Source organism: Heyndrickxia sp. FSL K6-6286 (genome assembly GCF_038630395.1).
Taxonomy (GTDB): Bacteria; Bacillota; Bacilli; order Bacillales; family Bacillaceae_C; genus Heyndrickxia; species Heyndrickxia oleronia.
This window is the reverse complement of sequence record NZ_CP152029.1, coordinates 4,163,734-4,178,530: the sequence shown is the minus strand read 5'-3', so window position 1 is coordinate 4,178,530 and position 14,797 is coordinate 4,163,734. Positions and strand designations below refer to the sequence as shown.

Genomic DNA, 14,797 nt, shown 5'->3' with positions numbered 1-14,797 from the left:
GCATAAGATTATCAAGGAATAGAACTTGGTTCTACTTGTTAAAGTTGATTCGGATATTGTGAATTTTTTACATAAGTAACGGGAGGAAGGAATAGAATTAGTATCAAATAATGGGGGGATGTCCGTGCAAACAAAACAAACTGAAAAAGTCATCAGTTCTATTGAAAAATCATTCATAAAACAAGTACAAAAAGACAAAAACTTAAAAAGTGCATTTTTACTTGTACATTCAGAAAAGAAAGGTATCTATTTAAATATCGCAGAAGGGGAAATGAATGTAAATCAGCCAGCATACATGGCAAGCGTAGGAAAAATATTTACTTCCGTTTTGATAAGTATGCTATATGAAAACGGTCAATTATCATTCGAAGACCGTATTACAAAATATTTAGATCAAGAATTAGTCAAACAACTTCATGTATATAAAGGCAAGGATTATACGAATGAGATTAAAATTAAACATCTACTCAATCAAACATCAGGTTTATATGATAATTTCCGTCCATTACTAGAAAAACTTCTGAATGATCCAAATTTTACTATGAGCCCACAAGAGACAATTATTTGGGCAAAAATACATCAAACACCTCATTTTCCTCCAGGTAAAGGTTTTAACTATACCGATACAAACTATCATCTATTAGGATTAATCATAGAAAAAATAACAGGGATACCCTTTCATGTCGCTATGAATCAATATATTTATCAGCCCCTCGGTATGATGAATTCATCTGTACTACACTATTCTCATCCATTAGATGAAGATACCCAATATTTAGCAGACTTTTATATTAATAATAACAACTTAACTAATCACAAAGGATATGCAGGACTCGATTATGCCGGCGGTGGAGTAGTATCTACTGGAGAAGATATGTTGAAGTTCATGAAGGCTTTAACAACCTATCAATTAGTGAAAAAGGAAACGCTTGAGAAAATGATGAATGATAAAGCAAAGTATGGTGTAGGAATTGAATATGGTTATGGAATTATGCAGTTTAAAACAGTTCCACTACTCATGCCGAAACTATTTAATGTCTGGGGACATGCAGGTGCAACAGGAGCCTATTTATTTTATCACCCTAAGATGGATGCTTATTTTATTGGTACTTTTAATGACTTTTCTTATGAAAGAAAAGGTGTCAAATTTATGTTAATGAAAGTAATAAACCAATTGAGAAAGATTAAATGAAAGAAATGCGATTTCATATTCAATCAAAGAGCGCCTTTAGTTGAAGAAAAATTAAACAACTTTAAGGAGCTTTACTGAAACTAATTTTTAGCCGGCTAGTATACTTTAAAACAAAATTCAATAACTTTATTATCACTAAACAGATTGATCATTTAAAATAAAGTTTGAAAAATGATAAAAAAGGTTGATAATCTGTAATAAAATTTGATTAAAAGTCCTGTATCATATACAGGATTTTTTTTATTCCGCAATCGGGTCATTTAATGGATAGATGAGTCTAATAGCTATAATCGAATAGTTCCTATTAACAGATTTAGGAAATTATGGAATACGAAAAATGTTAATATGCTTTTTTATAGCCATACATATATTACCGAAGACGTCATACAGAGCTAATATTAATGACGAAGAGTTTTATCTGGATACAAACACCCAAAGTTATTGTAATGTTATTACTATTCAATAATTTGGGACCAATAAGATTCATTATTGAACCAACGATGCAGGCTGGTGGAAGAGTGATGTTTAACTTGTGTTCAACAATCGGGTCCGTTTAGTGGAATAAGAAAATACAATTTAGTATGAACCATCGCAATTGCTAGGCTCCTATTTTAGAGCCTAACAAACCAATACATATTTAAGGTATTTTATGGGGATGATATTAATAGTATTTCTATGTTGGAGGTAGCTTATGGAGGAAAAAGAAATCCAGATAAGGTTAACTGCAGGTGAGATCAATCAACTTTGGGTACAATTCTTAAATGATAGTTCAAGCATATGTTTCCTCACATATTTCTTAGAAAAAGTGGAGGACAATGAAATTAAACCTATCATTAAATATGCACTAGAGTTATCTCAATCACACATTAAAATAATTACAGCTATATTAACAGAGGAAAAAAATGTAGTTCCTCATGGTTTTAGAATTGAAGAGGATGTAAATTTAACTGCTCCAAGATTATATTCTGACAGTTTTGTGCTTAATTTTATAAACCAGATGTCGAAAGTCGGTCTTACTTTATATGGAGCTTCTGTTGCAGCATCTGTAAGAAATGACATAAGAACTTATTACATGAATTGTCTTACGGAAACAATGGAATTATATAAACGTTCAACGGACTTATTATTATCCAAAGGATTGTTTCATAGATCACCTAACTTACCCAATTTGGAGAAGGTTGAATTTGTGAAAAAACAATGGTTTATGTTAGATGTTTTTGGAGAAAAAAGACCCTTAGTTGCTTCAGAAGTTGATAATTTATTTGCGAATCTGCAAAGAAATGCTCTCGGAGTAGCTACACTTCTTGGTTTTAGCCAGGTTGCAAATGATAAAGATATAAAACAATACTTTTTAAAAGGGATAGAAATTGGGAATAAGCACATTAAATTATTTAGAGGGAAGTTAGAGGAAAGTAAACTCCCTGCACCGATGGGGTGGGAGGCAGAAATAACAAACTCTACCACTCAAACATTTTCCGATAAACTTATGATGTTCATTATATCTGGATTGATTTCCATGAGTATTGGATATTACGGTACAGCTGTCAGTCAAAGTCCCAGAGGGGATATTACTTCAATGTATAACAGGCTATCGTTAGAGGTTCAATTGTATTCTGAGGATGGAGCGAATCTCATGATAAAAAATAGCTGGATGGAACAACCTCCAATGGCATCTGATCGCGATGAATTAATACAAAAATAGAATCAATGATAATCCATATTCAAAGTCCTTCTGCACATAAACAGAGAGGACTTATTTTTTATCATTAGGAAGTAAGCAACTCCCTCCGGAATATTTTCCGAAGGATTTCCTTAAATCATGGGGGATTAGTATAACAAGATTAAGCCCCTCTCCAGTAAGAAGAGGCTTTTTTTCTTATTCGACTAAAGGAGCAGTTTAGCATTCCTGTAGATCATTAAATATCAGGTTTAAAAAAATAAGAGCTCCTCAGTACGATACGAGTAAGAGACCAATCAAACTCCAAACAAAACTGGATATTTAGGTTAATATCGGAATAGTTATTAGTTATTGAGGGAGTTAAAGAAGGAACCTTACCATTTTCTACCGAATTATAAAAGTATTTAAAATAAGGAGATGATTTATAATGTGTGGGATGATGAGATTTGATTAACCAATTAATTCCATATGTAATCTTGTTTGGAGCTATGGGCTCAGGCTTGGTTGCTGGAGTGTTCTTCGCATTTTCTTCATTTTATAACCCATTCTATTTTTAATTGGGAAAGTGCAAATGCCATTCCTATGTTTGCTGGAAGTTTGCTATATTTTGTTGGTAGTTTTCTAGTCACGGTTGTACGCAATGTTCCTCTAAATGATGCATTAGCTCGTGTTGATACTAAGGAGGGAGAAAGTTTAACTTTATGGAAAGATTATCTGTCAAAATGGACGATATGGAACCACATTCGAACATTAGCAAGTTTTGCAGCGATGGTATTATTTATTCTAGCGCTGTAATAAACTAACAGCTAGCATTAATCCAAGAAGGGTTAACACTCTTTTTTTAAGAATGAACGCTTATTTTTGTGGAAATTCATAAGCAACAGACCGTATCTATTCTTCAACAAACGGGGCAGGTTTGTTGAAGAATAATTTTTTGTTCCTGAGTTCTTTATAAAAAACAAAAAGGCGCAATTCGTGAATGGGAATTGTGCCTTTTTCAGTACTAGAACCAATATTACTAAATAACATTTTTTTTAAAACTGATTATTGATAAAATACTATAGGTAAGATTGTAAAAAGCAGTGATTCCGCCATAAGCAATTATAGCTAAATTTTATATTTGAAAAGTATAATGTAATGGACTCTACTAATCTTTATTGGAATTTAACACTACATATTTCGAACTAAGTATCTACTGTAATAAAATTAATATTGTAATATACTATTTTAAATAGGTTAACAATGTTAATCTATGTTTTATTCAAAGATCTCTAGAATGTTTAGTAAAAAAATGATAAGGAGTCCTAAAATGAAAAAGAAAATAAGCTATTTAATCTTACTTCTAGCTGCCATCTTTATAGTTGGTTGTACTAACGTAGAAAATGTATCGAATACTGATGGGAAAGCCGATTCACAAGAAGTAACTACAAAAAATAGTGGAAAAGAAAAAACTACGACTGAGGAAACATCAACTCAATCAAAAGATCAACTGTTCAAAGGTTACAAACTAATTGAAGTTGATGGTGGAGATTTGTCTGGACATCGCGAACCTAACGTCGTCGTTGACATTGGTTTTGGGGACCGAGAGTATTGGTCCTTTACGAATGAGCACGGGCAAGTAGTCCGTGTCATTGCTAACAAAATCGTTCTACAGGATGATCGTACTGAACCTGTAACATCGTCTGGCAGATACTACGCTGATGAGGCAAAAGTTCCTGGTGTCGAAAGAGCAGATTTAGATGAAGGACATATTATTGCAGATTCTCTTGGTGGGGTATCAAATGCTTATAATATTACGCCACAAGATAGTACGCTTAACCGACATGGTGATCAAGCATATATGGAAGACGCTATTCGTAAAGCTGGTGGAGCTACTAATTTTGAAGCAATAATCACATATCCTAATACGGAAACGCAGATTCCATCTCATTACAAGTACACTTACACTTTAAAAGGGAATAAAATTGTAGATGAGTTTGATAACGGAAACCCTGATGAAATAAATAAATCTCTAGGATTAACTGAACGTAAATCAACTAACTCAAATAAGTCAACAAGTTCTAAAAAGTCCAATGCTTTGAATGGCACTGAAGATATTTCTAGTGTAGATACAGATGGAAATGGTCAAGTAACGATTAAAGAAGCCAAAGCAGCAGGTTATAGCATGCCAATAACGAGTGATCACTGGTTATACCCATATATGCAAGATAATGATCACGACGGTATGGTAGGGGAATAAGCACCTAGAACTCAAGGCAAAGAAATTGAATGAAATAAACGGATGACTTTACAGAAACAATCGGGTGCGATTGTTGAAGAAGCGTCGCTATTCTTATTAAACTAAAGGGGCAAGTTAGTTGAATAAGGTAATAGTTGGATTTAGATAGATGTAAGTCAAGGGTTGTTTTATTGGAGAGAAATATTGAGGGTGTAGATTTTTCAAACAAGTAGTAAAAAGACTTTGCAAAAGAAACAATATTTTATTTTACTAAGTTTTTAATGTTTTTACTGATTGATATATGTATAGTTAGCAGTACACTAATAAAGTAATAAGGTTTACTTCAATAAGGTATATTATATTTGTTGAATAGATTCTCTTTAAAGACTAGAAAAGTAGGTGAACAAAATGGGAAAATATCAATTGGATCACAAAGGTCAGGTAGCTGTGACGAAGTTTCATGAAAAACATACACCTGCCAAATTTGATAAAAAGCAGCACCTTGAAAAAATTCGTGCGGAGTATTTGAAAAAGAAGCAAACAGATAAATAATGTGAATGAAAACATAGGAAGACTAAAATCTCCCTATGTTTTTCTTATTCGAAGCTCGTTTTTCAATTGCGATAGTTAAGAAACATTATATTCATCGTAAAATATACTACGCATACAAATAAAATCTATTTGAGCTAACTTTTGTGAAAGAATGTACTTAAAGTAACGGGGGCGATTGTTCAATAAGAGCAGTCGCTTTTTTTATTCGACTATCGGGGCAGTTTAGTGGAAGCAGGTAAAGTTTTTTTATTTGTCGAATAATAGAGATATGAATGAATACCTAGGAGATAAATATGAATATATATGAAGACTTATTAGTAAGGACCATTTCGAGAAGTGAGCCAGTAAATAAAGTTTTACAAACCCTAAAAGATTTAAATTTGCCATTTGAATACTATGTTGGTGCCGGATGTATAACAAATACTATTTGGAATGATATCTCTGGTTATCCGCTTGAATATGGCATTTCTGATATCGATATAGTTTATTATGACGAGGATGATCTGGGATCCGATAGTGAAAAGAAACTAATACAAAAACTGGAAAGTAAACTTTTGGACTATCAATTTGATTTTGACATTAAAAATCAAGCAAGGGTACATCTTTGGTATGAAAGCAAATTTGGCTTTCCCATAAAACCATACCCCTCTCTTGAAGCAGCAATCGATAGCTGGCCAACCACTGCAACTGCTTTGGGAATAAGAATAGAGAAAAATGGTTTACATAAGATTTATGCACCTTACCATTTAGATGATTTATTTTCAATGGTAGTAAGGCCAAATAAATCGCTAGTGACTAAGGAGATTTTCGGAAATAAAGCTAACAAATGGAAAAAAAGGTGGCCGAAGCTCCAGATCGTCCCTTGGTAAACGAAAGTTTCTTAGGATAATGTAATCATGTTTGAGAATGACTGTACTTAAGCTATAGGGTGCTGAAGATCAAGCTGCCAATTTGGTGGCTTTTTCTTATTCGACTCAAGGGGCAGATTAGCTGAAAGAAAATAGAATCAATGAAATAACATATTTCTACTGGCATCTAGGATCGCAAATTTTATATAGAATTCCGTAATCCCCATCTTTTATATCTGGAAAGGGTTAGAAGTATGGCTTCAAAGCCCTGTTTATGAGCCAGTGAGCAAAAAGTGTCGCAACTAATGTGGCGACACTCTTCAAAGAAAAGCTATTCATAAAGCTTAAGGTCATTACTTAACATATAGCTTTGTAATTTACTTTGGAAAGCTCGTGATAACCGAGCGAGCTTCTCTTTTATGAGTAAAATCATATGATTTAATTCCTTTTGCTTGGCTTATAGGTCAACAAATAATTTATAATTCGAAAGTATTTTATACTCATTTACTTAATTTAGTAGTAAGTTAACAGAGCCTTCTCTTAGCTATGTTTTTTCATCATCCAAGTTCATTTGGTTAGCAAAATTGGAATCCCCATATTTTGAGAATGTAGATTATAGTAGAATTCGATTCTCAATCAGGTTTTTCAAGCTGATAAGGGATTTGGATGGACCGAACTTTATGATAGAATCTTGAAATTGCCCAATATCCTCTATGGATGCAGTTTGCACCTTGATCATGTAATTATATTCACCACTAATTCGATACATATCAGTTACAGCGGGAGTTCGTTCGCAAAAATCAACCAGTGCTTGGCATTGCTCTGTCTTAATAAGAAAGAATGCCGTGGTCCCTCGGCCAAGTGCCTGATGACGATATGTTGCCGTATAACCCACAATGATACCTTTCTCCTCCAGCCTTTTTATTCGTTCCCTTACCGAGGGCTGGGACATGGATACCTCTTTACTAATTTGTGAAATGGAGATACGTGCATTTTGTTGTAAAAGGCGCATGATGTGATAGTCAGTCTCATCCATCCAATCTTCCATATATGATTCCTCCTGATGCATATTTTCAAAAATGAAAAAATCTATTGGATTTTCGTTATTTTTGGAAAGTGAAAAGCAATTCGTTCCTTTTTTAATGTATGTATTTTCTCTTTACACTATTCTATACTGAATTCATCAGAAAGGGGAAATGATTTTTGAATAATAAGGGCCTTGCTCATATTGCAATTCAAGCAAAAGATTATCCAGCCACAATCCAATTCTACATTGAAGTATTGGGATTTAAGCGCGGCCATCATTGGAGTCTGCCTTCGTTTCAAATCAAGGAAGCTTCGATGCTGATCTCTCCCGACGGCAGAACATGTCTCGAAGTTTTTGATGACGATGCTGTCATTCCAGCACAAGGGAAGAAAGCACGGACGGAAGAGGAAGTTGCTTACGGAGCTATGCTTCACTTAGCGTTTTATGTGGAAGATGTCGACAAAGCGTTTCAAACGGCACTTGCTCATGGGGCAAAACCTTATGTGGAAGCAGGCAATCTCACTCTCGGAGATCCTCCTCTACTTATCAGAAACGCTCTAGTCCACAGTCCTAATGGGGAGGTTATCGAATTTATTCAGGATGTGGATTTTGATATAGAGTCCTATAGTTCAATGCAGTAGTTCGATAAGCTAGTGGCATAAGTCTTTTTCTCATCCTAGACTGACGCTGTTTGTTTATGAACAACTTCTTTTTTATGCTGGTAACGGGACAACATTCCTGTAATGAATGAGGTCATTTTGTGAAGAAACGTACTTAAACAAAAGGGGGCGTTAGTTAAATAAGAATTATCCTCTATCGAATGAGAAGGGCTTTTTTTCAACTCTTTTTTTCTTATTCGACCAAAGAGGCGGGATATTGAAAGAAGGAATTCCCCTAAAAATGAAGAAGTGATACAATATCTTTTCTTTTGTGGGGGTATAAATATGGAAAAATGGTTTGGTGCAGCAGGGATATGTTTAAATGATAACGCTGAATTACTGATGGTTTTACAAGGAAAACTTGAAGAGAAAAAAACGTGGTCTATTCCATCGGGAGGAAAAGAACACGAAGAAACATTCGAAGAGTGCTGTATTAGAGAAATTAAAGAAGAAACGGGATATTCAGTTGAAATGGTTGAAGAAATTAAGATTAAGAAAATGACTTATGAACATCTCGATATATCTGCTGAAGTCCATTATTTTTTAGTAAATATTGTGGGTGGAAAAAGGAATTTACAAGACCCTGATAATCTTATTTATGATATTGCCTGGAAAACCTTAGACGAAATACAGTCTTTAGAATTAACCTTCCCTGAAGATAGAGATTTTCTTATTAACTACATAAAAGAAGATATACCATCCTATTACCGCTAGAGCGGCCCCTTTCATATTTAACTAAAAAGGGAAATGCTCCTGAAAATTCTTTATTCAATTATAGAATGAATTGATCAGCTTTTTTTGTGCTATATCACAAGTTCAATTTTTCACAACCTAATAAGAAAAAGGCCGAAATACCTTTGAATATTCGGCTTTTTTCTTATTTTAAAATTTTAATTTGTCATTTATTATATAATTCATTAGCGACAGATTCTAACCTGTCTATTTGCTCCCATCGCCATTGATAAATGCTTATATCTCAATTAGGGGTGCAATCAGCTATGCGTATTTACTAGATAATGAACATGTATACAAGAAGTAGAAGATTTCAACAAACGTTCTGATTAACATCTATCCGAGACTTGGTGAATACAATGAACTAAGATGGGCACATACGGACCTCGGGTGTTGGCTATTCACTAATCTTATGAAAAAGGATGTTGCAAATAATCTGCATTTAGGATTACTAAAATGATATTTAAGACAGCAAACATAAGGGCTGGTGCTGTTTTGCCAAACGAATCTTTGACTCTAATATGTGCAAAGCATGCCATGATCATGGTAATTCCAAGCAAGATACCTGCCCATGCGACAGGACCTCCAATCCAGTAACCGATGATCAGTAGGATTGCTCCAATTAATTGAACAAACCCTGTTACGACACGAAACCATTGAGGAAGCTTAATTTGCTTAAATATATCAACCCAATATTTAGCCCCTATGATTTTAGCAACACCTGAGAAAACATAGTATAAAACCAACAAACTTTGAAGAATTACAGAAACTATAATCATCTTGAATTCCTCCTAGTGTTATAGAAAATTTGTTTTACAGTTCATTTAACACTTGTTCAAGTTTATCACCCATTAATACCCATCCTTGTTTGGCACCATGATACGCATGCCCTTGATTTACAAATCCAGTTTGTTCGAGATGTAAGAACGTAGTTCCATCTGCTTCTTTCAATGTCCATGTAACGGTAGTGCTTTCTCCAGCGGTTATCCAAGTGTAAGATAGTTTATTTGGTTGATCAACAACGAGTACTTCGGAGTTGACAATGCCATCCCACAATTTATTCGGCTTAGCTCTGAATTGAAATTTATGTCCTACGATTGGTTTAAAATCATTATCCATTACCCATTTTGCTAGAATATTTGAGTCTGTTAATGCTAACCATACACGGTCAATGGAATAGTTAAACTGAAAATCTAATGAAACTTTATGCATTTCTTCTTCCTCCTGTAATAGTTGGTGTAGAAGCATTATTTTATCATTCCAAAACTTTGTGTAATATGTTACCCAATCTTGAATTTCTTGAAGTGGCAAGGCATTTAGACGATATCTTGTTTCCCTGCCTGCTTTTCGGCTAATGACAAGTCCAGCATCCTTGAGTATGGTCAAATGTTTTGAAACTGCCGTACGGCCCATTTGAAAATTCGTAGTTAGTTCGTGGAGAGGCATTTCTTCTCTATTTGCTAACAAATCCAGTATCTTGCGTCTCGTAGGATCAGCAACAGCGTCGTAAACATCCCTTGTTTCGCTTTTCTCTTTCACTACACCCTCCTCCTAATTTTTTTATTTAATAGGACACCAATTGGTGTCTTAATTTAAATTAATAATACGACACCAAATCGTGTCCAGTCAAAATAAACTTTGTGTGAATTTACTACATTTTTCGACAATTCTATTTAGACGGTTGTTCTAACAAAAATAAAGTAATCTAATAAGTGGATTTTTTGGGGTTAATGGTCTTACGAGGAGATAGAGTAATAGTAATCTGGTTACACAAAATGGGCAGGTTAGTCGAAGAAGGGAAAATAGCTTATTGTGTGGAATTTTTAACATGACTTCAAAAATTGATAATGTAAATTTAGTTAGTGTAGAAAATATTTTAAACTTTTTTATAAGCAAGGAGGGGAAAATATGAGGAAACCATTACTTGGGTTCTCGTTAATGTTATCAGCTTCAATTGGATTAAGTCCTATTATCAACGGTATTATGGAATATGTTTTGAGTTATGACGGATATCATAAGAAATGGCTTATTTTTAATTTTATTACACGCTTTCACTTGCAATATTTAATTTTGTTCTTAATAGGGGTTTGGATAATAGGTTTGTATATCTTATGCAAGGAATATTTTTCAAAGGACTGAATGGTATATACAGCATAGGAGACCTCTCGTAGTGCAAGGGTCTTCTTCTAAAACAAATATATAATAGCGTATTTGCAACTCTTTTGCTTGTTTAGCTAAAGGCACAGTTTAATTTAGATGCTATTATTCACAATCTTTATTATTAAATGACCTTTTCCTCCACACAAAAAGACTGCCACCACATGAAAAAGGAGAATGAATTCATTAGAAATCATCCCCTCAAATAGTTTGAACATGCTTATACTGATATTATTGACTTGCCAAACGTTTTTCAAAATCTGCCTTAAACAACAGAATAGCATCAATATTTACAGCAAAATCGTGGTCACTGATATTAAAATTAGTTGTAAACTCGCCAGACTTCTCACGAACCATAATTGTCGGACGGATATTGTCTCCAATAGCGTCCTTAGTTACAGCACTTCCATAGAAATACCAGTTAGTTTGAGTAGGTACATTTTCTGTATTCTTAGATAAGTCATTTTTTACTAAATCGCATAATTGAACCATAAAATCCTCATTAAGCTTAATGGTTTTTCCATGCTGACCGTCAACAGATATATCCGCATATCCATACCAAATATTCCTACTTGTATATTTTCCGTCATCTGAAGTGTATGTTTCATCAAACAAAATTTTCATTCAATACCCTCCGTTAGTTTAAAATTTCTTCACACTATTATATACCAATTAGAAAATGTAAAGTAGCTTACTGTTAGTCTCACTATACTTGTAAGAGTTAGACAAAGCTAACATCATGGTAGGTTTCATCCTAAAGTTGTGAGATAAAATGGTGTCTAATTGGAATGTATTTTTACGTGAAGCCTGTTATTCATATTTTGGAAAAGCAATATTTGAATTTATGTACTCTACGGGTTGCTGAATTGGTGAAGTAACGAATTGGGTTCAATGATAGATATTGTTCTACTATCGAAAAAAGAGTTAACCATTCATTATCATTATAATGTTTGTCATTATATAATAACCGAGAAGGGTCGATACCTTTTTTTATTGAGGGAGTTTAGTTGAAGAATATAGGGTATTTTAAACAAAAAAAGTAAGGAGATTAGAATATTCTAATCTCCTTTTTCGTTGATCATTCTTTCTGCAATTAGTTTAAAATCCTTTTCACTTATTTCGAAATGGCCAAGTCGAAAAGAATAACCCCAGTTCTTTGCACTCTTAATAAAAGAGAGTTGAGGTATGAATGGTTGAATGGGTATTTCCTTGCAAGAAATATAATCTATATTTCTTCGGAAAGGAAAGAAGTTATTTCCTGATTCAAACTGAAAGATAACATCATCTATAACCCTTCCAATAGCCGTAAATTTCTGATACCGAGCACTATCTTTAAATTTCACTTTTGGGGAATAATAAATAATCCAATCACCAGTATTCATCCTTTTTAAAGGTTCTTGTTTGCCATGACAAAGCTGTGCAAATCCACCCTGAACGGCATTCATTACATGGTCTCGTGATGCAACACCAATCCAATACCTATTCGATTCCACTAGAATTAGCACCCACAGCTATCAGAAATGTGATCATTTTGAGTCAAATCCGTAATAGGAAAGTTCATCTCTTTCCATGCCGCAATTCCACCAGTCAGTTCTTTCACTTGATAGCCACGTTCCAATAAAAATGAGGCTACTTTGGCAGCCGTGTTACACCAAACATCCCAACAGTAAACAATAATTTCCTTATCTTTCGGTATTTCATCTAAACGATCTTGCAGTTCTTGTTGAGGAATAATATGGGCATCCTTAATTGTTAATGTTTTTACATGATCAGGACCATTTCTTACATCAATCAAAAAGTATTTATCAGGATCAGTTGATGCCAATTTCAAATAATCCATAGGGCTAATGGTTGCTTCTAGACGTGCATTAAAATACTCAAGTGCATTCATAAGTAGTTACCTCCAGTTTTATAGAGTAGTCCAAACTTTAATAAGGAGCTCCTTCAATAATTGTTTTTCTTCATCGCTTAAAGGGGCTAAAACTTCCAATTCTGTATGGATTAAAAACTCCCAACGTGAATCCAATACATCTTTTCCTTTATCCGTAATCAATAGACTATAAGATCTTCTGTCATTTGGATTCCTCGTTCTCTCTACATACCCTAAACCTTCTAAGTGGTCAATATGACTAACCATTGTTGTTCGGTCGATTTGTAGGTTTTCAGAAATATCTTTTTGTGAAGAGTAAGGGTTTCCTTCGATAAATAAAAGAACTCCATATTGTCTAGCATTAATTTCAAATGGGGAAAGTCCTTCAACGAAATTCGTTTCCATTTTTTGAAGAACCTTTCCAAGTAAAAAACCATAAGATTGATTCCACTTTTCCAATTATTCATTTACACCTCCAAAATTAATCAGCTTAATATATAATCAGTTTAACTGATTAATTTCCGGAAATCAAGTAATTAAATTCAGTAAAATGACTATTTCACGAAACAAAGCTTCAATCATTCTGTAATTACAAATAAAATTTGGAACAGTGTACATATTCATCCATTGTTAAGTATTAAGTTTATAAGAAACTCGACGCTTCCTTTGTAATAAAGTTGTTTCCGTTATATGGTAATTTGTCATACGCAAAAACCTAGCTTTTGTAGCTAGGTTTTGTAACCATTAGAATTTATTTTGCTTCCATATAACTTAACTTTTTTGCTTCTGCCATAATGTTTTTAATTAATGATTTGACGTTTTGATTCTTGGCTAATCTTGGAGTTTGACCAGACCAAAGTGACATGAAATCTTGATTTTTTTGTGCACTGGAAGTCTTTCTAATATCCTGGGTTAATGTATTTTGAGCTGGGAAATCTGGTAGGAGTGCTTCATGATTCTGCATTTCTAAAATAAATTTATTTTTTATTCCTCTTGCCCATTTACCAGAAAATGAACGAGTTAAAACAGTTTGCTCATCTTTAGCATTAAGAATCGCTTCTTTATGAACTATATTTGCTCCACTTTCGATACAAGTCAAAAAGGCCGTCCCCATTTGTACGCCCATTGCTCCTAAACAAAGTGAAGCCATTAATCCTCTCCCATCCATAATTCCTCCAGCAGCAACAACAGGAATGTTTACATCGTCGACAACTTGTGGAACTAATGACATTAAACCAATCAAACTTTCTTGTGACCCATTCATAAAGCTCCCTCGATGTCCACCAGCTTCACTACCTTGAGCAACAACAATATCCATACCTGCTTTTTCATTTTCAACTGCTTCTCTAACGGTTGTAGCGGTTCCTATTAGAATAATATTTGCCTGTTTTAATTCAGCAATGATTTCATTTGAAGGAATGCCAAATGTAAAGGAACAAATAGGGACCTTTTCTTCAATTACGACCTTAATTTGCTCTATAAATGTTTCATAAACATCTTTATAATTAGGGATTTCCATGTTCTCCTTTTGTTCCAAATTCAATTTCTGACGAATGGGGTTTAAGAACTGGTTTGCTGATTTAATTTCATTCTCTGTCACTTTAAATTCATTAGGAACAAATAAATTAATACCAAAAGGGTTTGATGTTAGTTGCTTTACTTCCTTAATTTGTTCTCGCGTTTGAACTGGGGTCAAATACCCAGCTCCAATCATTCCTAGACCTCCCGTATTTGAAACCTCAGCGACTAATGCAGAAGTAGTTATTCCACCAGCCATTGGAGCTTGTATAATTGGATATTTAACTTTCAATAGTTCTGTCATTTTATTGTTTAACATAATTTTGCACCTCGTCATTCTTTTTAC

The 14,797-nt window shown here is 33.9% G+C and carries 17 protein-coding genes; 9 read left to right on the top strand and 8 right to left on the bottom strand.

Annotated features, from left to right (window positions below):
* Positions 1-124 precede the first annotated feature (124 nt).
* From MHI39_RS21085 to MHI39_RS21060, 6 genes are all read left to right on the top strand, one after another.
* Entirely contained in the window at positions 125-1,192 is a 1,068-nt protein-coding gene (locus tag MHI39_RS21085; protein ID WP_342540122.1) for a serine hydrolase domain-containing protein, read from the top strand.
* A gap of 691 nt (positions 1,193-1,883) precedes the next feature.
* Positions 1,884-2,894, top strand: coding sequence for a DUF3231 family protein (locus MHI39_RS21080; RefSeq protein WP_216386039.1), 1,011 nt, complete (start codon positions 1,884-1,886; stop codon positions 2,892-2,894).
* A 456-nt stretch (positions 2,895-3,350) separates the two neighbouring features.
* Complete coding sequence (locus MHI39_RS21075; RefSeq protein WP_342540121.1) at positions 3,351-3,665, top strand: anthrone oxygenase family protein; 315 nt, start codon at positions 3,351-3,353, stop codon at positions 3,663-3,665.
* Between the two features lie 514 nt (positions 3,666-4,179).
* Entirely contained in the window at positions 4,180-5,109 is a 930-nt protein-coding gene (locus MHI39_RS21070; protein WP_216386040.1) for a DNA/RNA non-specific endonuclease, read from the top strand.
* A gap of 387 nt (positions 5,110-5,496) precedes the next feature.
* On the top strand, positions 5,497-5,640 hold the full coding sequence (locus tag MHI39_RS21065; RefSeq protein ID WP_212944231.1) for a hypothetical protein: 144 nt from the start codon (positions 5,497-5,499) through the stop codon (positions 5,638-5,640).
* Between the two features lie 293 nt (positions 5,641-5,933).
* Positions 5,934-6,509 (top strand): nucleotidyltransferase family protein, encoded by a 576-nt coding sequence (locus tag MHI39_RS21060; RefSeq protein WP_251346054.1) that lies wholly within the window; start codon positions 5,934-5,936, stop codon positions 6,507-6,509.
* Between the two features lie 592 nt (positions 6,510-7,101).
* Here MHI39_RS21060 and MHI39_RS21055 read toward each other — a convergent pair.
* Positions 7,102-7,536 carry an Lrp/AsnC family transcriptional regulator gene (locus MHI39_RS21055; protein WP_058006238.1) on the bottom strand — a complete coding sequence of 145 codons (435 nt, stop codon included), beginning with the start codon at positions 7,534-7,536 and terminating at the stop codon, positions 7,102-7,104.
* A 155-nt stretch (positions 7,537-7,691) separates the two neighbouring features.
* On the opposite strand from MHI39_RS21055, the gene MHI39_RS21050 reads away from it, so the two are divergent.
* Positions 7,692-8,156, top strand: coding sequence for a VOC family protein (locus tag MHI39_RS21050; protein ID WP_078111158.1), 465 nt, complete (start codon positions 7,692-7,694; stop codon positions 8,154-8,156).
* 303 nt (positions 8,157-8,459) lie between these two features.
* Positions 8,460-8,888 carry an NUDIX hydrolase gene (locus tag MHI39_RS21045; protein WP_209391808.1) on the top strand — a complete coding sequence of 143 codons (429 nt, stop codon included), beginning with the start codon at positions 8,460-8,462 and terminating at the stop codon, positions 8,886-8,888.
* A 428-nt stretch (positions 8,889-9,316) separates the two neighbouring features.
* Here the strand turns inward: MHI39_RS21045 and MHI39_RS21040 are convergent, their stop codons facing one another.
* Both MHI39_RS21040 and MHI39_RS21035 read right to left on the bottom strand, forming a co-directional pair.
* Complete coding sequence (locus tag MHI39_RS21040; RefSeq protein WP_058006236.1) at positions 9,317-9,685, bottom strand: DoxX family protein; 369 nt, start codon at positions 9,683-9,685, stop codon at positions 9,317-9,319.
* Between the two features lie 34 nt (positions 9,686-9,719).
* Positions 9,720-10,445 (bottom strand): metalloregulator ArsR/SmtB family transcription factor, encoded by a 726-nt coding sequence (locus MHI39_RS21035; RefSeq protein WP_078111157.1) that lies wholly within the window; start codon positions 10,443-10,445, stop codon positions 9,720-9,722.
* Between the two features lie 369 nt (positions 10,446-10,814).
* Here MHI39_RS21035 and MHI39_RS21030 point away from each other — a divergent pair, with 369 nt between their 5' ends.
* Positions 10,815-11,045, top strand: coding sequence for a hypothetical protein (locus MHI39_RS21030; protein WP_078111156.1), 231 nt, complete (start codon positions 10,815-10,817; stop codon positions 11,043-11,045).
* A 249-nt stretch (positions 11,046-11,294) separates the two neighbouring features.
* Here MHI39_RS21030 and MHI39_RS21025 read toward each other — a convergent pair whose 3' ends face one another.
* From MHI39_RS21025 to MHI39_RS21005, 5 genes are all read right to left on the bottom strand, one after another.
* Positions 11,295-11,687: a hypothetical protein gene (locus MHI39_RS21025; protein WP_342540118.1), complete on the bottom strand. Its 393-nt coding sequence runs from the start codon at positions 11,685-11,687 to the stop codon at positions 11,295-11,297.
* A gap of 434 nt (positions 11,688-12,121) precedes the next feature.
* Complete coding sequence (locus tag MHI39_RS21020) at positions 12,122-12,556, bottom strand: EVE domain-containing protein (protein ID WP_342540117.1); 435 nt, start codon at positions 12,554-12,556, stop codon at positions 12,122-12,124.
* Positions 12,557-12,561: 5 nt separating this feature from the next.
* A complete protein-coding gene (locus tag MHI39_RS21015; RefSeq protein WP_058006232.1) occupies positions 12,562-12,954 on the bottom strand; it encodes a rhodanese-like domain-containing protein in 393 nt (130 codons plus the stop codon).
* An 18-nt stretch (positions 12,955-12,972) separates the two neighbouring features.
* The gene (locus MHI39_RS21010; protein ID WP_078111153.1) at positions 12,973-13,392 is read right to left on the bottom strand and encodes a MarR family transcriptional regulator; all 420 of its coding nucleotides are present in this window, start codon (positions 13,390-13,392) and stop codon (positions 12,973-12,975) included.
* A 292-nt stretch (positions 13,393-13,684) separates the two neighbouring features.
* Complete coding sequence (locus MHI39_RS21005) at positions 13,685-14,770, bottom strand: nitronate monooxygenase (RefSeq protein ID WP_058006230.1); 1,086 nt, start codon at positions 14,768-14,770, stop codon at positions 13,685-13,687.
* Between the last annotated feature and the right edge of the window lie 27 nt (positions 14,771-14,797).